19 protein-coding genes are annotated in these 22,647 nt (G+C 65.9%); 11 read left to right on the top strand and 8 right to left on the bottom strand.

Annotated features, from left to right (window positions below; genetic code table 11):
* Positions 1-119: 119 nt before the first annotated feature.
* Entirely contained in the window at positions 120-842 is a 723-nt protein-coding gene (hutC, locus tag EZI54_RS19155) for a histidine utilization repressor (RefSeq protein WP_131483490.1), read from the bottom strand.
* A gap of 220 nt (positions 843-1,062) precedes the next feature.
* On the opposite strand from hutC, the gene hutI reads away from it, so the two are divergent.
* From hutI to EZI54_RS19125, 6 genes are all read left to right on the top strand, one after another.
* The gene (gene hutI / locus EZI54_RS19150) at positions 1,063-2,271 is read left to right on the top strand and encodes an imidazolonepropionase (protein WP_131483489.1); all 1,209 of its coding nucleotides are present in this window, start codon (positions 1,063-1,065) and stop codon (positions 2,269-2,271) included.
* Complete coding sequence (hutG, locus tag EZI54_RS19145; protein WP_131483488.1) at positions 2,264-3,196, top strand: formimidoylglutamase; 933 nt, start codon at positions 2,264-2,266, stop codon at positions 3,194-3,196. The genes hutI and hutG overlap by 8 nt, the downstream gene beginning before the upstream one ends.
* A 33-nt stretch (positions 3,197-3,229) precedes the next feature.
* On the top strand, positions 3,230-4,915 hold the full coding sequence (gene hutU, locus EZI54_RS19140; protein ID WP_131483507.1) for a urocanate hydratase: 1,686 nt from the start codon (positions 3,230-3,232) through the stop codon (positions 4,913-4,915).
* Complete coding sequence (gene hutH / locus EZI54_RS19135) at positions 4,915-6,447, top strand: histidine ammonia-lyase (RefSeq protein ID WP_131483487.1); 1,533 nt, start codon at positions 4,915-4,917, stop codon at positions 6,445-6,447. The genes hutU and hutH overlap by 1 nt, the downstream gene beginning before the upstream one ends.
* Before the next feature lie 163 nt (positions 6,448-6,610).
* A complete protein-coding gene (gene nhaC / locus EZI54_RS19130) occupies positions 6,611-8,086 on the top strand; it encodes a Na+/H+ antiporter NhaC (protein ID WP_131483486.1) in 1,476 nt (491 codons plus the stop codon).
* A gap of 224 nt (positions 8,087-8,310) precedes the next feature.
* On the top strand, positions 8,311-8,904 hold the full coding sequence (locus EZI54_RS19125) for an exopolysaccharide biosynthesis protein (protein ID WP_131483485.1): 594 nt from the start codon (positions 8,311-8,313) through the stop codon (positions 8,902-8,904).
* A gap of 3 nt (positions 8,905-8,907) precedes the next feature.
* On the opposite strand, the gene EZI54_RS19120 is transcribed toward EZI54_RS19125, so the two are convergent.
* Both EZI54_RS19120 and EZI54_RS19115 read right to left on the bottom strand, forming a co-directional pair.
* Positions 8,908-9,960 carry an acyltransferase family protein gene (locus EZI54_RS19120; RefSeq protein ID WP_131483484.1) on the bottom strand — a complete coding sequence of 351 codons (1,053 nt, stop codon included), beginning with the start codon at positions 9,958-9,960 and terminating at the stop codon, positions 8,908-8,910.
* Positions 9,961-10,073: 113 nt separating this feature from the next.
* Complete coding sequence (locus tag EZI54_RS19115; protein ID WP_131483483.1) at positions 10,074-10,955, bottom strand: DMT family transporter; 882 nt, start codon at positions 10,953-10,955, stop codon at positions 10,074-10,076.
* A 117-nt stretch (positions 10,956-11,072) separates the two neighbouring features.
* Between EZI54_RS19115 and EZI54_RS19110 the strand changes: the two genes are divergently transcribed.
* Positions 11,073-12,062, top strand: a complete 990-nt coding sequence (locus EZI54_RS19110; RefSeq protein WP_131483506.1) for a LysR family transcriptional regulator — start codon at positions 11,073-11,075, stop codon at positions 12,060-12,062.
* Positions 12,063-12,155: 93 nt separating this feature from the next.
* Complete coding sequence (locus EZI54_RS19105; protein WP_131483482.1) at positions 12,156-12,359, top strand: DUF3185 family protein; 204 nt, start codon at positions 12,156-12,158, stop codon at positions 12,357-12,359.
* A 65-nt stretch (positions 12,360-12,424) separates the two neighbouring features.
* Here the strand turns inward: EZI54_RS19105 and EZI54_RS19100 are convergent, their stop codons facing one another.
* The 3 genes from EZI54_RS19100 to ptsP are packed head-to-tail and all read right to left on the bottom strand — an operon-like array spanning position 12,425 to position 17,954.
* Positions 12,425-14,158 (bottom strand): PTS fructose-like transporter subunit IIB, encoded by a 1,734-nt coding sequence (locus tag EZI54_RS19100; protein ID WP_131483481.1) that lies wholly within the window; start codon positions 14,156-14,158, stop codon positions 12,425-12,427.
* Positions 14,155-15,120 (bottom strand): 1-phosphofructokinase, encoded by a 966-nt coding sequence (gene pfkB, locus EZI54_RS19095; RefSeq protein ID WP_131483480.1) that lies wholly within the window; start codon positions 15,118-15,120, stop codon positions 14,155-14,157. Before pfkB ends, EZI54_RS19100 begins: the two co-directional genes overlap by 4 nt.
* A complete protein-coding gene (ptsP, locus tag EZI54_RS19090) occupies positions 15,120-17,954 on the bottom strand; it encodes a phosphoenolpyruvate--protein phosphotransferase (protein ID WP_131483479.1) in 2,835 nt (944 codons plus the stop codon). The genes pfkB and ptsP overlap by 1 nt, the downstream gene beginning before the upstream one ends.
* 229 nt (positions 17,955-18,183) lie before the next feature.
* Here ptsP and cra point away from each other — a divergent pair, with 229 nt between their 5' ends.
* Positions 18,184-19,170: a catabolite repressor/activator gene (gene cra / locus EZI54_RS19085; protein WP_131483478.1), complete on the top strand. Its 987-nt coding sequence runs from the start codon at positions 18,184-18,186 to the stop codon at positions 19,168-19,170.
* On the opposite strand, the gene EZI54_RS19080 is transcribed toward cra, so the two are convergent.
* On the bottom strand, positions 19,120-19,656 hold the full coding sequence (locus tag EZI54_RS19080; protein WP_131483477.1) for an MOSC domain-containing protein: 537 nt from the start codon (positions 19,654-19,656) through the stop codon (positions 19,120-19,122). The genes cra and EZI54_RS19080 overlap by 51 nt on opposite strands.
* Positions 19,657-19,857: 201 nt before the next feature.
* Between EZI54_RS19080 and EZI54_RS19075 the strand changes: the two genes are divergently transcribed.
* Positions 19,858-21,033, top strand: coding sequence for a type III PLP-dependent enzyme (locus EZI54_RS19075; protein ID WP_131483476.1), 1,176 nt, complete (start codon positions 19,858-19,860; stop codon positions 21,031-21,033).
* A 163-nt stretch (positions 21,034-21,196) separates the two neighbouring features.
* Here EZI54_RS19075 and EZI54_RS19070 read toward each other — a convergent pair whose 3' ends face one another.
* The gene (locus EZI54_RS19070; protein ID WP_207389275.1) at positions 21,197-21,586 is read right to left on the bottom strand and encodes a nucleoside-diphosphate sugar epimerase/dehydratase; all 390 of its coding nucleotides are present in this window, start codon (positions 21,584-21,586) and stop codon (positions 21,197-21,199) included.
* Positions 21,587-21,724: 138 nt separating this feature from the next.
* Here EZI54_RS19070 and EZI54_RS19065 point away from each other — a divergent pair, with 138 nt between their 5' ends.
* The gene (locus EZI54_RS19065; RefSeq protein ID WP_131483475.1) at positions 21,725-22,645 is read left to right on the top strand and encodes a DUF4124 domain-containing protein; all 921 of its coding nucleotides are present in this window, start codon (positions 21,725-21,727) and stop codon (positions 22,643-22,645) included.
* Positions 22,646-22,647: the final 2 nt, after the last annotated feature.

Raw genomic sequence — 22,647 nt, 5'->3', positions numbered from 1 at the left:
GAACACTTTGATAGCGGTGTTGCGGCAGCTCGATTTGGAACCACCAAACCTTCGCTACCGCGCCTTGCTCTCAAAGCGTTCAGGCGCTCAGTAGATCAGCGAATTAACCAGACGGGACACTAGCGGCTTCCCATCGACCGGTGCACCAGCGAGCGCAGCTTGTAGCGGTCGCCCGGATGGACCAGGCGGGCGTAGCTGATCAGGTGGTCGCTGGACCAGGTGCGCCGCACCATCCGCAGGCAGGGTGACTGGATCGGGATTTCCAGCTGCTGCGCCGTCCATTCATCCACCAGCACCGCCTCCACCACGTGCTCGATATCGCTGATCGGGTAGGCTTCCACCAGCACTTCGTTGGGCGTATGGCGGGTGAAGTCCGCATCCAGGTAGTCGGGGGCCCAGCGGGGATTGACGTAACGGTCCTCCAACTGGATCGGCACGCCATTCTCCCGGTGCAGCATCAGCGTATGGAACACCGGCGCACCGATGCGCACCCCCAGCCGCAGCGCCACCTCGTCATCCGCTTCCACCGACTCCAGGGCCAGCAACTGGTTGCTGTAGTCATGCTCCCGCGCCCGCACCTCTTCCGCGATATTGAACACATCCACCAGGGATGACTCCGCCTTGCGATCGGTCACAAAGGTACCCAGGCCCGGCTGACGGGTCAGGTAGCCCTGCTGGACCAGATCCCGGATGGCCTTGTTGGCGGTCATGCGGCTGACCTGGAAGTCCCGGGCCAGTTGCTCTTCGGGGGGAATCTGATGGTTGGCCGGCCAGTCGCCGGATTGGATGCGTTCGAGCAGAAAGCGCTGGATCTCCAGATAACGCGGCGGGTTTCTTGCCATAGCGGGTTCCGTACCTGTTTTGAACCGATGTTAATGCATTTGCGGTGCGCCGGTCATGGCGCGTCGGCGCTTCAAGTTATTGAGTATACAAAAGTGTCGGCCCTGTTTCCCCATATTCCTTGGGTCTTTGTCGGATTTTCTCCAGTTTTTGTGGTTGACACGGTCCTGTTCATCCTTTAAATGTATATACAATTACTTTGAGCGACGGGGAGCAACGACAATGCAGGGTCAAACGCGACACCTCTGGCGCGATGTCACGCTGTTCGACGGACTGCAGCAACGGCCTGGGCCGATGGCCGTGGTGGTCGCCGGCGAGCGGATCGAGTCGGTGGTGCCGATGGCGGAACTGGATCGGCTGGACCATGCCGGCGTCATCGAAGCCGGTCGGGGAGGCGTGATGACGCCGGGACTGGTGGACTGCCACACGCACCTGGTGTTCGGCGGCCATCGGGCCGATGAATTCGAGCAGCGCCTGGAAGGCGTCGACTATGAGACCATCGCCCGCAATGGCGGTGGCATCCTCAGCACCCTGCGCGCCACCCGGGAAGCCAGCGAGCACGACCTGTTCCAGGCCGCGGCCCCCCGGCTACAGGCCATGATCAATGACGGCGTGACCACCGTCGAGATCAAGTCCGGTTACGGGCTCAACCTCGCCGACGAGCTGAAAATGCTGCGGGTGGCCCGGCGTCTGGGCGAGGATTTCCCGGTGCGGGTGGTCACGACCCTGCTGGCGGCCCACGCGGTACCGCCGGAATACGCTGACGACAGCGACGCCTACATCGATCTGGTCTGCCGGGAAATCCTGCCCGCCGCTGCCAGGGAAGGCCTGGCCGATGCCGTGGACGTCTTCTGCGAGCACATCGCCTTTTCACCGGCCCAGTGCGAGCGGGTCTTCGCCGCGGCCAGGCAGCACGGTCTTCCGATCAAGGCCCATGTCGAGCAGCTGTCCAACCTGGGTGGCGCGGCGCTGGCCGCCCGGTACGGCGCCCTGTCCGCCGATCATGTGGAATACCTGGACGAAGCCGGTATCGCCGCCATGAAGCAGGCCGGCACGGTTGCCGTGCTGCTGCCCGGTGCCTTCTACACCCTGCGCGAAACCCAACAACCGCCGGTGGACGCCCTGCGCCGTCAGGGTGTGCCCATCGCCATTGCCACCGACGCCAACCCGGGCAGCTCGCCGCTGTTCCAGCCCACCCTGATGCTCAACATGGCCTGCACCCTGTTCCGCCTGACGCCGCAGCAAGCCTTGGCCGGGATGACCGCCCATGCCGCGCGGGCATTGGGATCGAACGCATACGGCCGTATTGCCGACGGGGCGCGGGCGGACTTGTGCTGGTGGGACCTGCAGTCGCCGGCGGAACTGGCCTACGCGGTGCAGCCCGGCCGGCTGCGGCAACGGATTTTCAACGGGGAGGTGACCCATGGCTGATCGCTTCAATGACACGCTGTGGCAGGGGCGGGCCGACCCGGAGCCGGACAGTGATCGTTGGCATCAAAAGGTTGCCCCCGTGGCGGAAACGCCGGGCGTGGCCCTGCTGGGCTTTGCGTCCGATGCCGGTGTACGCCGCAATCACGGCCGGCCCGGAGCCAGCGAAGGCCCGGCCGCCATTCGCCGCGCCCTGGCCAACCTGGCCTGGCACCGGCAGGGGCCGGTTTACGATGCCGGTGACGTGCGTTGTGAAGGCGATGCCCTGGAAGCGGCCCAACAGGCCCTGGGCGTGCGGGTCCATCAACTGTTGAGCGCAGGTCATTTCCCGGTGGTGCTGGGTGGCGGGCATGAAGTCGCCTTTGGCAGCTGGCAGGGGCTGGCCCAATACCTTGGGGCCCGGGAGGCTCACCCGCGGCTGGGTATCATCAATTTCGACGCCCATTTCGATCTGCGCGACCCCGCCGCCGTGACCTCTTCCGGCACGCCGTTCGCCCAGATCGCCAACGCCTGCGAGCAACGACACTGGCCCTTCCGCTATGCCTGCCTGGGCGTCAGCCGGGCCAGCAATACCCGCGCCCTGTTCCGGCGCGCCGAGCGCCTGGGTGTGCTGGTGCATGAAGACCGGGCTATGCGCGAATCCACCCTCGAGGCGATTGCCGCCGACCTGGACCGCTTCATGGCGGACTGCGACCACCTGTACCTGACCGTCGACCTGGATGTCTTGCCGGCCTGCGAGGCCCCGGGCGTCAGCGCACCGGCGGCCCGCGGGGTTTCCCTGCAACTGATAGAGCCGCTGATCCAGCAGATTCGCGACAGCGGCAAACTGCGCCTGGCCGATCTGGCCGAACTCAACCCCAGTCACGACATCGACAGCCGCACCGCCCGTGCTGCGGCCCGCCTGGTGTGGTGCATCACCGAACAATAGCGAGGCACATTACCGATGACACAGTATCAACCGATGATTCACGACAAGCGCCACGACGCCAGCCGCCATATCCAGGCGCCCACCGGCAGCGAGCGCAGCTGCAAAAGCTGGCTGACCGAGGCGGCCATGCGCATGCTGATGAACAACCTGCACCCGGATGTGGCCGAACGGCCGGAGGACCTGGTGGTCTATGGCGGCATCGGTCGTGCGGCGCGGGACTGGGACTGTTTCGACACCATCGTCGAAACCCTCAAACGCCTGGAGGACGACCAGTCCCTGCTGATCCAGTCCGGCAAGCCGGTGGGCGTGTTCCGCACCCATCTGGATGCACCGCGGGTACTGATCGCCAACTCCAACCTGGTGCCGGCCTGGGCCAATTGGGAACACTTCAACGAGCTCGATCGCAAGGGTCTGATGATGTACGGCCAGATGACCGCCGGCTCCTGGGTTTACATCGGTTCCCAGGGCATCGTCCAGGGCACCTACGAAACCTTTGTCGAGGCCGGGCGCCAGCACTACGATGGCGACCTCAAAGGGCGCTGGATCCTCACCGCCGGCCTGGGTGGCATGGGCGGCGCCCAGCCGCTGGCTGCCAGCCTGGCCGGTGCCTGCTCGCTCAACATCGAGTGCCAGCAATCACGCATCGACTTCCGCCTGCGCACCCGCTACCTGGATGAACAGGCCAGCGACCTGGACGACGCGCTGGACCGCATCCGGCGCCACACCGCCGCCGGCCAGGCAATCTCCGTCGGCCTCTGCGCCAACGCCGCCGATATCCTGCCCGAACTGGTGCGCCGCGGCGTCCGGCCGGACATGGTCACCGACCAGACCAGCGCCCACGATCCGCTGCACGGCTACCTGCCCAGCGGCTGGACCTGGGAGGACTATGTGCAGCGCGCGCAGCACGAGCCGGACGCGGTGGTCAGGGCGGCCAAGCAGTCCATGGCGGTGCACGTGCGCGCCATGCTGGATTTCAAGGGGCAGGGCGTGCCCACCTTCGACTACGGCAACAACATCCGCCAGATGGCGCAGGATGAAGGCGTTACCAACGCCTTCGATTTCCCCGGTTTCGTACCGGCCTATATCCGCCCGCTGTTCTGCCAGGGCATCGGTCCCTTCCGCTGGGTGGCGTTGTCCGGCGATCCGGAGGACATTTACAGGACCGACGCCAAGGTCAAGGAGCTGATTCCCGACGACCCGCACCTGCATCACTGGCTCGACATGGCCCGGGAGCGCATCAGCTTCCAGGGGCTGCCGGCGCGGATCTGCTGGGTCGGCCTGAAAGACCGGGCCCGGCTGGGCCAGGCGTTCAACGAGATGGTGCGTAACGGCGAGCTCAAGGCGCCGGTAGTGATTGGCCGCGACCACCTGGACTCCGGCTCCGTCGCCAGCCCCAACCGCGAGACCGAAGGCATGATGGATGGCTCCGATGCCGTGTCCGACTGGCCGCTGCTCAACGCCCTGCTCAACACCGCCGGCGGCGCCACCTGGGTGTCGCTGCACCATGGCGGCGGCGTGGGTATGGGATATTCCCAGCACGCCGGGGTGGTGATTGTCGCCGACGGCACCGACGCCGCCCATGCCCGTCTGGGCCGGGTGCTGTGGAACGATCCGGGCACCGGCGTCATGCGCCATGCCGATGCCGGCTATGAACTGGCCCGGGACTGCGCCCGGGACAACGGGCTGGACCTGCCCATGCTCAACAGGGGGAACCGCTGATGACCCGACTGACCATGACTCCCGGCCACATGACCCTGGCGCAGTGGCGTCAGGTGTACCAGGCACCGGTGCGCATCGAGTTGCCACAGAGCGCCGATGCCGCCATTGCCCAGGCGGTGGAGACGGTTGACCGCGTGGTGGCGGAGGACCGCACCGTCTATGGCATCAACACCGGGTTCGGGCTGCTGGCCCGGACCCGCATCCAGCATGACCAGTTGGAAGCCCTGCAGCGTTCCCTGGTGCTGTCCCACGCCACCGGCGTCGGCGAGGCGCTGGACGACGATCTGGTGCGGCTGATCATGACCCTCAAGATCAACAGCCTGGCGCGGGGCTATTCCGGCATCCGCCGTCAGGTGCTGGACGCGTTGATCGCGCTGGTCAATGCCGAGGTCTATCCACGGATTCCCCTGAAAGGCTCCGTCGGCGCCTCCGGCGACCTGGCGCCCCTGGCCCACATGAGCGTGGTGCTGCTGGGTGAAGGCCAGGCGCGCCACCAGGGGCAATGGCTGCCGGCGAAGGAAGCGCTGGCGGTGGCCGGGCTGGAGCCCCTGGCCCTGGCACCCAAGGAAGGCCTGGCGCTGTTGAACGGCACCCAGGTCTCCGCCGCCTATGCCCTGCGCGGCCTGTTCCAGGCGGAAGACCTCTACGCCGCCGCCACCGTGTGCGGTGCGCTCACCGTCGAGGCCACCCTGAGTTCTCGTGCGCCTTTCGATCCACGCATCCACGACGTGCGCGGCCAGAAGGGGCAGATTGATGCCGCAGCCGCCTATCGTCACCTGCTGGGCGAGCGCAGCGAGATCAGCGATTCCCATGCCCATTGCGGCAAGGTGCAGGATCCCTACTCCCTGCGCTGTCAGCCGCAGGTGATGGGCGCCTGCCTCACCCAGCTGCGCCAGGCCGCCGACGTCCTGGCGGTGGAGACCAATGCCGTCTCCGACAATCCGCTGGTGTTCGCCGAGCAGGGCGATGTGATCTCCGGCGGCAACTTCCACGCCGAGCCCGTGGCCATGGCGGCGGACAACATTGCCCTGGCCATCGCTGAAATCGGTGCCCTGACCGAACGGCGCATCTCCCTGATGATGGACCACAACATGTCCCAGCTGCCGCCCTTCCTGGTGGAAAACGGCGGCGTCAACTCCGGCTTCATGATCGCCCAGGTTACCGCCGCCGCCCTGGCCAGCGAAAACAAGGCGCTGGCCTACCCGCGCAGCGTCGACAGCCTGCCCACCTCCGCCAACCAGGAGGATCACGTCTCGATGGCGCCGGCCGCCGGGTCGCGCCTGTGGGAGATGGCGGCCAACGTCCGCGGCATTGTCGCGATCGAGTGGCTGGCGGCCTGCCAGGGACTGGACTTCCGCCAGGGATTACGCACCACGGAGGGGCTGGAACGGGCCCGGCACGCCCTGCGGGAAAAAGTGCCCTACTACGACAGGGACCGTTATTTCGCCCCGGATATCGACAGCGCCACACAGCTGCTGGAAAGCCAGCTCCTGAACGGCCTGATTCAACCGGATCTGCTACCCAGCCTGTAACCACCCGGGCCCCTGGCGGCGCCGGAGGAAAGCACCACCGCTATCGAATGACAGACCGGGTCCTGGGGCCCGGCCTGCGGTGGCACCGGCTTCCCTGCCCAGCCTGCATGGGCCTGGACCCCTCATCCATCACGGTCGACTACAAAAACAAGGAGTACCGATAATGCTTGACGAAACACATCCGGAAGCGGAGGCCTATCCGGCCCCGTCCTTTGGGCTGTCGCTGACGGTTTTTGTGCTTTGTGCCTTCACCATTGGTTTTTCAGTGATCAAGCTGGGGGTCGACGCCCATATCCCCATGATCATTTCGGCAACCATCTGCGCCCTGGTGGGCGTCTTTATCCTGAAAAGGCCCTGGCGTGAAATCGAGCAGGGCATCACCGGTGGCATTACCATCGCCCTGGTGCCGGTTGTCATCCTGATGCTGGTGGGGCTGCTGGTGGCCACCTGGATTGCCAGCGGCACCGTACCCACCATGATCTATTACGGCATGCAGGTGCTGTCCCCCCGCTATTTCCTGGTGGCCAGCTTCCTGATCTGTTCCGTGGTGTCGGTTGCCACCGGCTCGTCCTGGACGACCGCCGGTACCGTCGGCCTGGCCCTGATGGGCGCCGGCGGTGTACTGGGGATATCGGCACCGATGATCGCCGGCGCGGTCATTTCCGGTGCCTATTTCGGCGACAAGATGTCGCCCCTGTCGGACACCACCAACCTGGCTCCGGCCATGGCGGGTAGCGACCTGTTCGATCATATCCGCGCCATGACCTGGACCACGATCCCGGCCTGCCTGATTGCCGGGGTGGTCTACACCGTCATGGGGTTGCACTTCAGCGGCGACCTGGCGTCCGTCGAGGACATCGCCGAGATGTCCGGGCTGCTCAACGCCCATTTCACCCTCGGCCTGTTCACGCTGATACCGCCGGCATTCATCCTGTTCGCCGCCATCAGGAAGTATCCCGCCATTCCATCGCTGATCATCGGCATCCTGCTTGCCGCGGTGTTGGCCATTGCCGTACAGGGCGTCGCCCCGGCGAAGCTCATCGGCATTGTGCATTACGGCTTCAAGGCCGATACCGGCGTCAGCGCCGTTGATTCACTGCTCTCGCGGGGCGGGCTGGATCCGATGATGTGGACGATCTCCCTGATCATCTGCGCACTCTGTTTCGGTGGCATCCTGGAACGGTGCGGTTTCCTGGGCAGCATCCTCACCACATTCAGCCGCATCCTGCGCAAGCCCTCGTCGCTGATCGGCACCACCCTGGCATCATGCGTTGCCGGCAACGTCTTCCTGGGGGACCAGTTCCTGGGCATCATTGTACCGGGGCGCACCTTCCGTCCGGCCTTCGAGCGCCTGGGCCTGGCACCCCGCATGTTGTCACGCACACTGGAGGATAGCGGCACATTGACCGCCGCACTCATACCCTGGACTTCCGGCGGCGCCTACATGTTCGGTGTGCTCGGTGTCAGCGCTTTCAGTTACGCCCCCTATGCGGTGTTCAACTGGCTGACCCCACTGCTGGCCTTTGCCATGACCATGATGGGTATCGGTATCTTCTGGAAAGTCAAAGAGGGCCAGGTAACACGCCGTAAACCGGCTCAATCGGCCTCGGTGACTGCGCCGTCGCCCGAAGTGTCCTGATCCCGGCAGGCGCTCCGCGCGGGATTCGCGGAGCGCCTGCAGGATTCAGGAACCAGGCCTCTCCGATACATCAATCATGGCCCGGATCGGCCAGTTACATGGCGGGTTGGCAAGGTTATACCTGTGTGCGTTGCCGACAGATTGTGGGTGAGTCCTTTCTGCGACATCCTTCATAGTCTGAAACCACCTGCTTTCCCTGGGAAAGCAAGCATAGGTATGGATCCATGAATGTCCGGGGTGACCTGAGCGACCTGGAAGGTCTGATCGATCGCATCGACGACGTGGCCCGGCAACGGGAGCAGGTGGCCGTGGATGACATCCTGGCGGCCGTGGGTTATCGCTCGTTCGGACCGGTGGTGCTGGTGGCGGGCTTGATCACCCTGGCGCCGCTGGTCGGGGACATTCCCGGCGTGCCGACCCTGCTGGCGCTGCTGGTGTTGCTGACGGCGGGGCAGTTGCTGTTCCGGCGGCAGCATATCTGGTTGCCGGGCTGGATCGTCAAGCGTCGCCTGCCGCGGAATAAACTGCGCAAGGGACTGGCCTGGGTGCGTAAGCCGGCGCGCGGTATCGATCGCTGTACCCGGCCGCGGCTGACGCTGTTTGTCGAAGGTCCGGGGCTGCTCATTCTCTCCCTTGCCTGCATCGCAGTCGCCCTGGCCATGCCGGCGATGGAGATCGTGCCCTTCAGCGCCAACGGCGGCGGCGCGGCCCTGGTGGCGTTCGGGCTGGCGATGATCGCCCGGGACGGTGCCGTGGCTCTGTTTGCCCTGATTGTGACTGCGGGCACCCTGGGTTTCGTGGGGGCCGGTTTCCTGTAGCCGTCAGCGGCCGCTGACCTGCTCCGGCGCCGGTGTGCGGATCGTGCCCGCCATGGCCGTGCGCCGGTAGTCCCGAAACCAGCGCAGGGCCGGTTTTTCCACCCCGTGATGGATCGCAAACGCCAGCGTCAGTGCGGTGGCGATGGCCAACGCCACACCTACGGGGCCGGGCAGGCCGGCGTCGTAGGCCAGGTCCATGATGCCGTAGCCGATGTTCTGGTGAACCAGGTACAGCGCGTAGGACAGGCTGCCCAGGGTCAGCAGGACACGGTTGGCGAGGAAGTTGAGGTACCCAGTGACCGCCAGGATGAAGATCCCGTAGCAGCCCAGCACAAAGCCGTTGAACGGGGCCTTGTAGGCGAACAGGCAGTGGGCCATCGCCAGCATCAGTAATACCCGGTCGCTGACCGGTGGCTTGCCGTGACGGTGCCAGCGATAGAGCAGCATGCCACTGATGAACAGCGGCGCGTATTTCACGAACAGCAGGTCCTTGACCAGGAAATCCAGGCCGTCGGGGATCTGTTTCCAGAACAGCACGCCGGCGTAACTGGCGATCACCCAGGCCCAGAACACGCCGCGCAGGCGCTCCCGGCCCAGCCCGAAGAACAGCACCGCCATCCACACGTAGAACGTCGCCTCCACCACCAGGCTCCAGTAGGCCCCGTCCACCGGGTGCATGCCCAGGTACTCGTGCAGCAGGGTGAAGTTCCACAGGGTCTCGACGGGTGTCACGCCGCGATCGATCGGCCCCAGGAAGTGCACGGACAGGCTGGTGAGGAGAATCCCCACCCAGAGTGCCGGCAGCAGGCGGAAGGCCCGGGCCAGCCCGAACCAGCCGGCGGTCGGGGTGCGCTCCAGCGTCATGAAGATCACGAACCCGCTCAGGATATAGAACAGGTGCACGCAATAGCGGCCATACCACAGCGGGCTCCAGGGCTCGAAGTCGTGGCCGTAGAGCTCATCGTAGTAGGGGATGTAGTGAAACAGCATGACCCCGCACGCGGCGAGGCCACGCAGGGCATCCAGTGCCTGTAGACGCTGGGAGGACTCCGCCATGATGCATTCCCTGTGGCAAAAACCGTATTGTATGACGGCGCACGCGTCCGGCGGAGCATTATTGACTACGATTCGATGGCCGCCGCCTTACCATTCGGCAAGACGGCCGTGGCTCAGCCGGATTCGCCGGCCAGCGAGCCCCTGACCCGGCCGCCCCGGCGCTGGCGCAGGCCGATCAGCAACAGCGGCACCACGATCATCGCCGCCCCCGCCGCGAACCACAGGTCCGGCGTCTCGCCGAAGCCGATCCAGCCGAACAGCACCGCCCAGATCAGGCCGGTGTATTCGGCGCTGGTGACCTGGCTGGCCTCCACCTGCCGGTAGGCCAGCAGGACGCTCATGTTGTAGCCGAGGATGAACAGGGCCGAGCCCACTGCACTGAACAGCAGCCCCGGATCCCAGTCGGCGCCCTCATAGAGCATCAGCGCGCCACTGGCCGGCAGCACCAGCAGGTAGTTCAGGAACAGCTTGTGGACCATCGACTGCCCTGTGGGCAGCTTGCGCACCAGCAGCGCATTGATCGCCAGCGTCGCGGCCACGGCCAGCGCACTGAGCGCCATCCAGTTGACGGACACGGGGCGCAGGATTACCACGATGCCGATGAAGCCGCTGACCACCGCGAAAAGGCTGCGGCCGTCCAGCCGGCCCCGGAAGAACACCACCGAGAACACCATCACCAGCACCGGCGCCGCGTAGAAGATGGCGTTGGCGGTGGCCAGCGGCAGGGCGCCCAGGGCCAGCACCATGCACACGATGCCCACCAGGTGGATGTGCGCCCGTAGGGTATGGATGCCCAGACCCTCGAAGAAATGGCCACGATCGATCTGGCGCCACAGCGGCAGCAGGAACAGCAGCGTGATCACACAACGCAGGAACACGAACTGGAACACCGGGGTGCCCGGTTCCAGCAGCTTGATAAACACATCGGAAACCAGCGCCATCGCGTTGCCGATAACCAGCAACAGGATGGCGCTGTTCACGGTCCGTCCGGACATGGCTGCCTCCCGCGTCGAGTGAATGGAAGCCACAGTTTACGGTCGCCAATCACCGCTGTTTAATGATATTTAGAACCCAGGTATGAGTTATTTGGATAATGGAGTGAGCGCGCCATGATGAAACTGCCACCGCTGCGTGCCCTGCCCATGTTCGAGGCGGTGGCCCGGCTGAACAGCTTCTCGAAGGCGGCGGACGAGCTGGCGGTGAGCCAGAGTGCCGTCAGCCACCAGATCAAGGCACTGGAAACCTATCTGGGCGAGCCGCTGTTCCAGCGCAGTGGCCGCTACCTGACCCTGACGGACGAGGGCCGTGCCTACCAGGACAGCATCACCTCGGCCCTGTTGCAGATCGAACGGGCCAGCGAGACCCTGCTGGGCGCGCCCACCTCCCGGCTGCGGCTGGCGGTGTTCAGTTCGTTCTGCGTGCGCTGGCTGATTCCCCGCCTGCCCAGCCTGCAGCGGGCCCATTCCCAGATCGACCTGGCGCTGGAAATGACCAGCACCTCGCCGCAGCTGTCCGACCGGGTGGCGGACTGCTTTATCACCATCAACACCAGCGCCCGCGCCTTCAGTTACGACCTGCTCTATCGCGAGCGGCTGTTTCCGATCTGCAGTCGCCAGTACTGGCGTCATATCCGCGAGACCCTGGACCTGCCTCCCGGGGACCCGGCGGACAGCCGGCCGCTGACACCGGCGGACATCGCCCGGTTCCCGCTGCTGTCCACCTACAGCATCTATGACCGGGAAGCCGGGGACTGGGACACCTGGTTCCAGGTGGCGGGTGAAAGCCGGCCGGCGTCGACCCGGATCCAGCATTTCAGCCATATGCTGATGGCGCTGGAGGGAGCCCGGTTCCATCAGGGTATCGCCTTGACCAACGACTACATGCTGAGCGAAGAGGCGGACACCGATGATGTGGTGCGGCTGCCCTGCCACAGCTTGATCACCGGCGACAGCTTCTACTTCGCCCACAAGACCAGCCGCCGCAGTGAGCCGGCCCTGCGCGCGGTACGTCGCTGGCTGATCGAGCAGGCGATCGCCAGCGGCCTGAGACCGGCCCGGTTGCCCACGGATACCGGTCATACCGGGCCGTCGCTGCATCCGTAACTTTCAATTTGAGGACGTGACGTGTAGCTTCGTAAAAAAATGTTAAATGCAGCCCCCGGTCCTGAGGGGGCACCAAGTCAAAGGAGAAGTTACTTGGCTGCGACTCGGTTAATCGGACTGGTAGCGCTGGTGGTGGGTGTCCTGCTGCTCTATTTCGGCTGGCAATCCACCCAGAGTGTGGGGGAACAGTTGTCCCAGAGCCTGACGGGGCGGTTCAGTGAAAGCACCATGTGGTATCTGGTGGCAGGTGCGGCAGCGACGGTGGGCGGCGCGTTCATGCTGTTCTTCCAAAGTTAGCACGACCACGCGACAACGCATCATGATGGCGCCCGACGATCCTGCGATCGCCGGGCGTTTTACATTCAGGCCGTCGCCAGCGCGGTCTTTCCGGTCTTGGCAAAGGCATAGCTGACGCCGATCACCAGCGAGCCGACGGTGATGGCAAACAGGTAGGGCAGCACCGCACTCACCGCGTGGGGGATCAGCAGCACGAACAGCCCGCCGTGGGGTGCCATCAGCGAGACCTGGAACAGCATCGACAGGGCGCCGGTGATGGCGCCACCCACCATGCAGATGGGGATCACCCGCAGCGGATCCTTGGCCATGAACGGAATGGCCCCTTCCGAGATAAAGCACAGTCCCAGCACGAAGGACGCCTTGCCCGCCTGGCGCTCGTCGTCGGCGAACTTGCCGCGGGCCAGCAGGCTGGCGATGCCCATGCCGATGGCCGGCACCATACCGGCAGCCATAATGGCGGCCATGGGCGCAGAGCCGCCAGCCCCCTCCGACAGCAGGCCCACCCCGAAGGTGTAGGCGGCCTTGTTCACCGGTCCACCCAGGTCGAAGCACATCATCGCACCCAGCAGCGCGCCCAGCAGAACGGCGTTGCCCGTATTCATGTTGGTGAGGAAGTGGGTCATGGTATCCATGATGGCCGCGATGGGCTCGCCCACGATGTAGATCATGGTCAGACCGGTGAACAGGCTGGCCAGCAAGGGAATGATCAGGATCGGCTTGAGCGAGGCCACGCTATCCGGCAGGGGCAGCTTCTGGCTCACCAGACGGGCGGCATAACCGGCCAGGAAGCCGGCGGCAATCCCGCCGAGGAAACCCGCTCCCAACGTACCCGCCAGGTAGCCACCGATCATGCCCGGAGCGATGCCCGGCCGGTCGGCGATGGAGTAGGCGATGTAGCCGGCCAGCAGCGGGATCATCAGCTTGAAGGCGGTGCCGCCGCCTATCTGCATCAGCGCCGCGGCCAGCGTGCCTTCCTGTTCGGCGGCGTGGATACCGAACACGAACGACAGGGCGATCATCAGGCCGCCGGCCACCACCATCGGCAGCATAAAGGAGACCCCGGTCAGCAGGTGCCGGTAGGGACCCTTGCGCTCGCCGCCCTTGCTGGCGGTTTTGGACGCGCTGGCTCCGAACTCGATTTCCGCCTTGTCGAGCGCGTCGCGCAGGGTATCGGCGGGTTTCTTCAGGGCGGCGCCGGTGGAGGTGCGCCACACCCGTTTACCAGCGAAGCGCTCGGGGTCGATCTCGATGTCGCAGGCCAGCACCACCACGTCCGCTTCGGCGATCTCGGCGTCGGTCAGGGCATCCTGGGCGCCGACGGAACCCTGGGTTTCCACCCGGATGCGGTGCCCGGCGGCCCGTGCCGCCTCGCTCAGGGCTTCCGCCGCCATGAAGGTGTGCGCCACCCCGGTGGGGCAGGCGGTGACGGCGACGATCGAGGCGCCGTGCGCGCTGGCTTCGGGCGCCACTGGCGACTCGTCTCCCGGCGTAAAGGGCGTCGCCGCCTGCCGGGCTTCGGTCAGGAACGCCTCGGGATCGGTCAGCGGCGCCGTTACCGGGGCGTGGTACAGCGGCTTGCCGGCAAAGCGGTTCAGCTCGACCGGCGCGCTGGCAGCCACGATCACCAGATCGGCCGCGGCGATGGTGTCCTCGTCGACCGGTGTCACCGGGCTCGCCTGACTGTGCACTTCGGCGCTGACCTGCCAGTGGCGGGCTTCGGCGGCGCGGGTCAGGGCCCGGGCGGCCAGGAAAGAGGTGGCCAGTCCTTGCGGACAGGCGGTAACGAGTATCAGGTTCATGATGATGCCTCCCCGGACAGGGTTGTATCCGGCCAGGGCGTAACCCTGGTGTGTTGTTGGAGTTGTTGGAAGTCGTCGGCGTCGGGATTGCCCACGCCAACGTGACGAACGCATTCGGCGGACAGGGCGGTGGCCAGTTGCAGGGTGGCGTGATCGCCCAGGCCGCTCAGTTCCCCGTGGAGCAGACCGGCGAGCAGCGTATCGCCGGCGCAGACGGTGCTGACCACCGGCACCTGCGGCGCCCGCGCCAGCAGGTCCCGGCGCGGGTTGAGCCAGAGCACCCCATCGGCGCCGCGGGAAATCACCACGTGGGCGATGCCCGACTGCTGCAACTGGCGACCGGCATCGGCCTGGGCCGTCAGGTCCGGCAGGGGCCGGCCGGCCCACTCCGCCAGCTCTTCGGCATTGGGTTTGACACCGGTCGGGTGGGCGCCAATGCCGGCGGTCAGTGCCGCACCGCTGGTGTCCAGCCAGGCCGGTCGATCCGCCTCGGCGCAGCGCCTGATCAGCTCGGCGAGGGCCGATGGCGCGAAACCCACCGGCAGACTCCCGGCGATGACCACCGCATCGCAGCCCCCCAGCAGCGGGCTAAGGCGGAACTGAAGCCGGTTAAGGGCGTCGGCCGGTGTGTCGAAGCCGGTCCCGTTGAGGTCGGTGATCCGGCCGCCGGTTTCCGCCAGTTTGACGTTGGTGCGGCTGGTGCCGGGCACCCGCAGGAAGTGATCCTCCAGGCCTTCATCGGCGAACAGCTGCTCGAACGGGGCCGCGTTGTCCAGGCCCAGCAGGCCGGACACCATGACCTCATGGCCCAGCCGGCGCAGCACCCGCGCCAGGTTGATGCCTTTGCCCGCGGCGTCTAGTTGGGTCCGTTCGGTGCGGTTGACCTGGCCCAGGCGAATCGGCGGGGTTTCCACCGACAGGTCCAGGGCGGGGTTGAGGGTGAGGGTCAGTACCCGGGCCATTACGCGCCCTCCAGCTTGTCCCGTACGTCACTCGCCGTGGCCTGTTGCAGGGCCAGTTGGGCGAGGGACTTCGCGTCGGACAGGGCCAGGTTGCGGATGCAGGCCTTGACCAGCGGCACCCGGCGGCTGGTGACGGAGAATTCGTCCACGCCCAGGCCCAGCAGTACCGGAATGGCCTGGGGATCAGAGCCCAGCTCGCCGCAGATGCCCACCCAGCGGCCGTGTTCATGGGCCGCCTGGACGGTCATCTGGATCAGCCGCAGCACGGCCGGGTGCAGCCCGTCGGACTCGGCGGACAGTTGTGGATGGCCGCGGTCGATGGCCAGGGTGTACTGGGTCAGGTCGTTGGTGCCGATGGAGAAGAAGTCCACTTCCGGCGCCAGGGTCGGGGCCAGCAGGGCGCTGGACGGGATCTCGATCATCACGCCCACCTGCACATCCGGGGCGTCGATCTCCTCGCGCAGCCTGTCCACCAGGGCCTTGGCGGCGCGGAACTCGGCCAGGTCCTTGACCATCGGGAACATGATCCGCAGCGGGCGGCTGCCGGCTTCGGTGAGCAGGGCCCGCAACTGGGTTTCCAGGATTTCCGGGCGGGTCAGGGACAGGCGGATGCCGCGCAGGCCCAGGAACGGGTTGTCTTCTTCCGGCAGCGGCCAGTAATCCAGCGGCTTGTCGCCGCCCACATCCAGGGTGCGGGCCACCAGCGGCAGGCCGTCGAGGGCGTCGAAGGCCTTGGCGTATTCGGCGCGCTGGGTGGCCAGGTCCGGTGCTTCGGAATGGGCCATGAAGATGAACTCGGTGCGCAGCAGGCCCACGCCGTCCGCACCCCGTTCCACGGCTTCCGGTGTGTGCGCCGTGTTGCCCAGGTTGGCGCAGACTTCCACCTGATGACCGTCGACGGTGCTGGCCGGTTCGTGGCGGGCCTCATGGGCCCTGGCCTGCAGTTGCTCCAGCTGTTCCAGGCGCTGGTTCAGGCGGCGCCGACGCTCGGCGCCGGGTGCGGGCACGATGCAGCCGCGTTCGCCGTCGACGACGACGTCGGTGCCGCTGTCCAGGGTCAGCAAACGCTCACCCACACCGACCACGGCCGGCAGTCCGAGGGCGCGGGCCAGAATGGCACTGTGGGCGGTCGCCCCGCCCTTGGCCGTCACCAGGCCCCGCACGCGCTGGGTGTCGAGACGGGCCACGTCGGACGGGCCCAGGTCATCGGCCACCAGGATGTAGGCCTCATCCGGCGGTGTCGGCATGGCCACGCCGCAGAGGTTGGCCAGCACGCGCCGGCCCACGTCCCGCAGGTCGGCGGCCCGCTCCGCCAGAAGACGGTCGGCGAGGGCTTCCTGGGCTTTGGCCGCGGTATCGATAGCCTGCCACCAGCCCGCTTCGGCGGAGGCGCCTTCGCGGATGATGTCGAATGCGGCTTGGTGCAGGTCGTCGTCCCGCAGCATTTCGGCATGGACCGCCAGGATGGGGCCGGCCTCGCCGCCCTCGGCCTGGCGGATGAGGGCTTCCAGTTGTCCGAATGCCTCATCGATGGCCCGGTTCAGGCGCTCGCACTGGTTGTCCGGGTCGTTCGCCGTAGCGGCGTAGGTCAGCTCCGGCAGGCGCATGACGAACGCCGGTGCCACGGCCAGTCCCGGTGAGGCGGCGACGGCCTTGATGGGGGTGTCCGTTTCCAGCGGCTCCACCGGTTGGGTCGGGGTGTCGGTTGCCTTGCGCTCATCGTGGGCGCGCAGGGGCGTGACGGCCTCGCCCAGTCCGCTCTCGATGGCTTGGGCCAGGGCATCCACCGCGGCCTGGGCACCTTCGCCGGCAGCGCTGATCACCAGCGTCTGGCCGCGGCGGGCGCCAAGACCGATGACGCGGGTCAGGCTGGTGGCGGATACCGCCTGGGCGTCACCTTCCAGTAGGCGCAGTTGCAGGGGCAGCGATTGCTGGCGGGCCACCTGCACCAGTTGCTTGGCCGGACGGGCGTGCAGGCCGTGGGCGTTGAGCAGGCGGACCTGTCGGGTCACGGCGTTGGCCTGTTCCCCGGCCAGGCGCGCCAGCAGCTCGTCGGCGGACAGGCGGGCAATGGATTCCGGCTGGGTCAGCAGGTGATCGATCTGCTCCAGCAGCGGCTGGGTGTCCTCGCCCTGACCGGCCAGGCACAGCACGCCGTCCAGCGCGCTATCGGCTTTGGCCGGGGTGGCCACCGCCAGCGCCGGTTGGGTGACGCCATCGGTGGCGTGCACCAGCCACAGGCCACGGCCTACGGCCTGCGGGGACTGGGCGACCAGGCTGGCAATAAACGGCGGCTCGACACAGCCCAGGCTCTGCAGGCGGGCGGCGGCGGTCAGCGCCAGTTCGCGGGTGTCGCTGGCCGGCACCTTCAACAGCAGGGTATCGCGATCGCACTTGGGCGTGGCGGGTGTGCGCGACAGGCAGGCCAGCAGGGTGTCCCGGTCGGTGGCTTCGGCCAGCTGTTGGGCCAGGCCCGGCTTGTCCAGCACCCGGGTGAGGTGGCGCAGGATGTCCAGGTGCTCGTCGGACTGGGCGGCAATGGTCACCAGTACATGGACCCGGGCGTCATCGTGCCAGGTCACGCCGTCGGGAAACTGCAGCACGCGGATGCCGGTGGAGCGGACGTGCTCGCGGCTCTCGGGCGTGCCGTGGGGGATGGCGATGCCATTGCCCAGGACCGTGGAGGACTGGGCCTCGCGGTCCAGCAGGCCTTGCAGGTATTCGGGGGTGGTCCGGCCTGCGGCTTCCAGCTCCTCGCCGGCCAGGGCGAGGGCCTCGCGCCAGTTGGCGGCGCGGCAGCCCAGACGGATGTCGTCGGCAGTTAACGTAAGCATGGGGAAATCCCCTTGGTTGACCTTGTTGTTGTCTCACAGCAGCCGGTCAGGCGCCGTGGTTAAAAACGTATTTAAGCATTTGCTGAATCGTGTCAGCAATGACTAGAATGGATCATGAAACAACATTGATCAGATTTCAAGCAGTATGGATGACCGGTCCGGATCACGCCGAACGCTGTGATCCCTTAGAATGTCGCCCCTATCGATAACGGAAGCGCAGGAGACGCTGATGACCTTGGCAGAACTGGCACGACTGGCCGGCGTATCACGCACCACGGCAAGCTATGTGCTGAACGGCCGTGCCGCCGTCAACCGCATCAAGCCCGAGACCGTGGAGCGGGTAACCACACTGGCCCGGGAGCATGGCTTCCGCATCGATGCCCAGGCGGCGGCCCTGCGTGGCGGCCAGTCGCGCACCCTGGGCTTCATCCTGCCGGACCTGGAGAACGCCAGTTACGCCCGCCTGGCCAAGTTGCTGGAAGTGGGCTCCCGCGCCGAAGGCTATCAGCTGCTGATCGCAGGCTCCGACGACGACGCCGAGACCGAGCGCTCGCTGGCGCTGTCGTTCCGGGCGCGGCGTTGCGATGCCCTGATCGTGGCGAGCTGCCTGCCGCCGGACAGCACCTTCTATCGGGATCTGCAGGCCGAGGGACTGCCGGTGATCGCCGTGGACCGGGCCCAGGATCCAGCGCAACTGACCTGCATCGTCAGTGATAACCAGGCCGGCGCGGCCGCTCTCACCCGTTCGGTGCTGGGCCCGGGGGTGCATTCGGTGGTCTGGCTGGATGCCCTGCCCGAGCTGGCCATGACCCGCCAGCGGCGCCAGGGCTTCGAAGAGGCCGTCGCAGACTGGAGCGGCGAGGCCATCGTGATGAGCGGCGATCGGTTCGACCGGGCCTCCGGCGCAGCCCTGGCCCGGGAGTTGCTGGCGGAGCGGGGCCAGCCGGACGCACTGGTGACGGCCTCCTATTCCCTGCTCCAGGGGGTGCTGGACGTGTTGCTGGAGCGGCCGGCCGGCCTGCCCGCGGACCTGCACCTGGCCACCTTCGGCGACGACCGCCTGCTGGATTTCCTGCCGATCCGGGTCAATGCCCTGCCGCAGCAGCACGAGGCCATCGCGGCGGCCACCCTGAAAGCAGCGCTATCCGCGATCGGTGGTGTGACCTCACCCGGTTGTCAGGTCATCGAACGACGTCTGCACCGGCGCGCGGTCTGACGCCAGCACCTCGATTACATCCCCCAGCCGGATCTCGCCGCCCTCGATGACCCGTGTGGTGATTCCGCCATGCCCGCGCATGGCGTTGTAACCCCCGGGCCCGAGTTCGCCCTCCATCTTGGAACAGGGATCGCACAGCCCGGTCATTTCCAGCACCGCCTCACCCACCCGGAAGCGTTTGCCCTTGAGCGCCAGCAGGTTGAGGCCGCGGACCACCAAGTTTCGGCGCAGCCGGTCGGGGGTGATCGCGTCCTGGTGTACGAGCGAGGCAATCACCGGCAGGTGCTCCGCCTGGATCAGTGTCACCTGGCGCTTGCTCTCCGGACGGCCCCGGAAGCGGTCGCCGATCAGCCCCTGGCCCCGCTCGATGGTGGCGGATTCCGGCGCCAGCATGGGTTCGTCCCGGCCCGGCCGCAGGCCGATCCATTCAAGCGTGCCCTGTTGCGGGAGGGTATTCATCAGATCCTGCAGGCGTTGTGCGGCCATGGTCGCTCCTTGATCGTCAGGTGAGGGGTTGATGGTACGTAGCGGGAAACTTTCGTGCCATATCGCGTCGCCGGGTTATGGGTAGATTTGCGCACTATCCGGGTCCCCGATTTGTTCCTACATTCGCGCCCATACCGGCCCGGACCATTGTCCGGGCCATTTTTATTGGCGTCGTCCCAGATGAGGAACCCATAGACGTCCATGAACGAACACGCCCCGATCCAGGTTTCCGACTACTACGACGATGCGACTTTCCAGCGCATCAAGACCTTTGCCGATACGAAAGAAACCCCGTTCCTGGTGGTCGATACGGCCACGATTAACCGTCAGTACAACGAACTGGTGGAAAATTTCCCGTACGCCAAAGTCTATTACGCGGTGAAAGCCAACCCGGCGCCGGAAATCCTGACCATGCTGCGGGATCGGGGTTCGAATTTCGACATCGCCTCCATCTATGAGCTGGACAAGGTGATGGCCCTGGACGTCTCGCCGGATCGCATCAGTTACGGCAACACCATCAAGAAGGCGAAGGACGTGCGCGCGTTCTACGAGCGGGGCGTGCGCCTGTTCGCCACGGATTCCGAAGCGGACCTGCGCAACATCGCCAAGGCCGCACCGGGCTCGAAGGTGTACGTGCGCATCCTGACCGAAGGCACCCAGACCGCCGACTGGCCGCTGTCCCGCAAGTTCGGCTGCCACACCGACATGGCGATGGACCTGCTGATCCTGGCCCGCGACCTGGGCCTGGTGCCCTACGGCGTGTCGTTCCACGTGGGTTCCCAGCAGCGTGAAATCGGCGCCTGGGACGCGGCGCTGGGCAACGTGAAGGTGATCTTCGATCGCCTGCGCGAGGAAGACGGTATCGAGCTGAAGATGATCAACATGGGCGGTGGTTTCCCGGCCAACTACATGACCCGGACCAACGAACTGGGCACCTACGCCGAGGAAATCCAGCGCTTTATCCGTGAGGATTTCGGCGACGACTTCCCGGAAGTGATCATCGAGCCGGGTCGTTCGCTGATTGCCAACGCCGGCGTGCTGGTGAGTGAGGTGGTGCTGATTTCCCGTAAATCCCGCACCGGTCTGCACCGCTGGGTGTTCACCGACGTGGGCAAGTTCTCGGGGCTGATCGAGACGCTGGACGAGTCCATCAAGTTCCCGATCCACACCGAGAAAACCGGGGAATGCGAAGACGTGGTGATCGCCGGCCCGACCTGCGACAGTGCCGACATTATGTACGAACACTACAAGTACGGCCTGCCGCTGAACCTGGCGATGGGCGACCGACTTTACTGGCTGACCACGGGTGCGTATACCACCACATACAGCGCGGTGTGCTTCAACGGTTTTCCTCCGCTTCAGGACTATTACATCTGAAGCAACGGAATCAGGCTGGGCGTTCACCCCGAGACTCAACGGGAAGCGAGTGGATGCCCTTGCCGAAGGAGGGACATGGACGTCCCGGTCGGAATAGCGGCCAGGGACGGCCGTCTATTCCAGCGAAGGCAAGGGTGTCCGCTCGCTGCCCCGGCACGGGCTGTCAGTCCTGAATGCCCCGCAACTCCGACAAGCGTGTCTCGGTATCCGAATCCGCGCGCAAGGTGAGCGTCCGGACACCGGTGGCCATAACCTCCTCCCAGATATTATCCGCGATCACCGGCGGCTCTCCCTCAATCCGAACCACCACCTTGACCTCATGCCGCTGAATCAGTGCCGCCAGTTCCCCGGGATATTGCACCGTCGCCCCCAGGAGCCGGGTCCGGTTGTTCCAGGGCTCATCGTCAATAAACGCGACGAGGTGGAAGCGGCCGCTGGCCTGAACGGCCTGTCCCAGACTGAAACCGGGATAGCCCACACCCACGATGATCAGGTTCGCCGGCGGCTTTTGGCCACCGAACCAGCGTTTCAGACGACTGCGCCACGGCGTCACAGGGGCTCCTCGCAAAGAAAGATCGCTTCGTACGGACCGCATTATCCGCAATCGGCCGGGATTCGGACAGGGTACTGGTTGTTCCCGACCGGTCACTATACACTCAGCCCGTAACGGCAAGGATGATCGGATAGACGTATGACACGTGGGCTGTTGTTGGCATTGTGCCTGTTGCCCCTGTGGGGACACGCGGACATCTACCGCTACACCGACGAGAACGGTGTGGTGCATTTCAGCGATAGAAAGGAACCGGACCGCCAGCAGGAACGGGTGGACGTGCGCGGCAGCGCCTCCCGGTTCCAGCGCTTCCAGATCGACATCGTCACCGAGGGCGTCACCCTGACCGATGACGAACGGGCCGACATCTCGGCGAACGTGAACAACGTCTACGCCTTCTTCGATGACGTCCTCTATTTCGACATCCACCGCACCGTCCCGGTCAACATCCGGATCCTGCCGGACAAGGCGACCTATGACCGGTTCGTGGCCAACCACACCCGTGGGCCCGTACCGCCCTCGCGGGGGATCTTCCTGGGCGATGGCAACCAGATTGCCGCGTATGTACGCGAAGACCGCGAGGGCACGATACGCACCATCAGCCACGAAACCGCCCACGCCATTGTCGCCACCCTGACCCCCTATGTGCCGGCCTGGCTCAACGAAGGCCTGGCCGAGCAGATGGAAATGCTCCACCGCCAGGACGGCCGCCTGGTCATCGATGCCCATCCCGAGAACACCCGGGTGGTGGACTACATGCGGGCCCACCGGATGCTGCCGGAGGTGGCCGATTTCCTGGCGATGCAGAGCCGGGACTGGGCCAATCACTACGCCGACAAGGGGTATTCCCTGCAGGCCCAGACCGGGGAATTCGTGTATTTCCTGCTGTCGACCCCCACCGGGCGCAGCTTCCTGGTGCGCCTGATCCACCAGTACCAGCGCGGCGACCGTACCCTGGCCGCCGGCCTGGTGGACGACAACTACATCGGCGGCATGCGCGTGTTGCAGGACAACTGGGCGCTCTGGCTGCAGGGCGCCCGCACGGATTCAGTCACCTTCTAAAC

It is taken from the genome of Marinobacter halodurans, from assembly GCF_004327985.1.
GTDB lineage: Bacteria > Pseudomonadota > Gammaproteobacteria > Pseudomonadales > Oleiphilaceae > Marinobacter_A > Marinobacter_A halodurans.
This window is presented reverse-complemented; position numbering and strand designations above follow the sequence as displayed.

Excerpts from the sequence above, each read along its gene's own strand:
- hutC (WP_131483490.1), bottom strand. The coding sequence starts at position 842 with ATGGCAAGAAACCCGCCGCGTTATCTGGAGATCCAGCGCTTTCTGCTC.
- hutI (WP_131483489.1), top strand. The coding sequence starts at position 1,063 with ATGCAGGGTCAAACGCGACACCTCTGGCGCGATGTCACGCTGTTCGAC.
- hutG (WP_131483488.1), top strand. The coding sequence starts at position 2,264 with ATGGCTGATCGCTTCAATGACACGCTGTGGCAGGGGCGGGCCGACCCG.
- hutU (WP_131483507.1), top strand. The coding sequence starts at position 3,230 with ATGATTCACGACAAGCGCCACGACGCCAGCCGCCATATCCAGGCGCCC.
- hutH (WP_131483487.1), top strand. The coding sequence starts at position 4,915 with ATGACCCGACTGACCATGACTCCCGGCCACATGACCCTGGCGCAGTGG.
- nhaC (WP_131483486.1), top strand. The coding sequence starts at position 6,611 with ATGCTTGACGAAACACATCCGGAAGCGGAGGCCTATCCGGCCCCGTCC.
- EZI54_RS19125 (WP_131483485.1), top strand. The coding sequence starts at position 8,311 with ATGAATGTCCGGGGTGACCTGAGCGACCTGGAAGGTCTGATCGATCGC.
- EZI54_RS19120 (WP_131483484.1), bottom strand. The coding sequence starts at position 9,960 with ATGGCGGAGTCCTCCCAGCGTCTACAGGCACTGGATGCCCTGCGTGGC.
- EZI54_RS19115 (WP_131483483.1), bottom strand. The coding sequence starts at position 10,955 with ATGTCCGGACGGACCGTGAACAGCGCCATCCTGTTGCTGGTTATCGGC.
- EZI54_RS19110 (WP_131483506.1), top strand. The coding sequence starts at position 11,073 with ATGAAACTGCCACCGCTGCGTGCCCTGCCCATGTTCGAGGCGGTGGCC.
- EZI54_RS19100 (WP_131483481.1), bottom strand. The coding sequence starts at position 14,158 with ATGAACCTGATACTCGTTACCGCCTGTCCGCAAGGACTGGCCACCTCT.
- pfkB (WP_131483480.1), bottom strand. The coding sequence starts at position 15,120 with ATGGCCCGGGTACTGACCCTCACCCTCAACCCCGCCCTGGACCTGTCG.
- ptsP (WP_131483479.1), bottom strand. The coding sequence starts at position 17,954 with ATGCTTACGTTAACTGCCGACGACATCCGTCTGGGCTGCCGCGCCGCC.
- cra (WP_131483478.1), top strand. The coding sequence starts at position 18,184 with ATGACCTTGGCAGAACTGGCACGACTGGCCGGCGTATCACGCACCACG.
- EZI54_RS19080 (WP_131483477.1), bottom strand. The coding sequence starts at position 19,656 with ATGGCCGCACAACGCCTGCAGGATCTGATGAATACCCTCCCGCAACAG.
- EZI54_RS19075 (WP_131483476.1), top strand. The coding sequence starts at position 19,858 with ATGAACGAACACGCCCCGATCCAGGTTTCCGACTACTACGACGATGCG.
- EZI54_RS19065 (WP_131483475.1), top strand. The coding sequence starts at position 21,725 with ATGACACGTGGGCTGTTGTTGGCATTGTGCCTGTTGCCCCTGTGGGGA.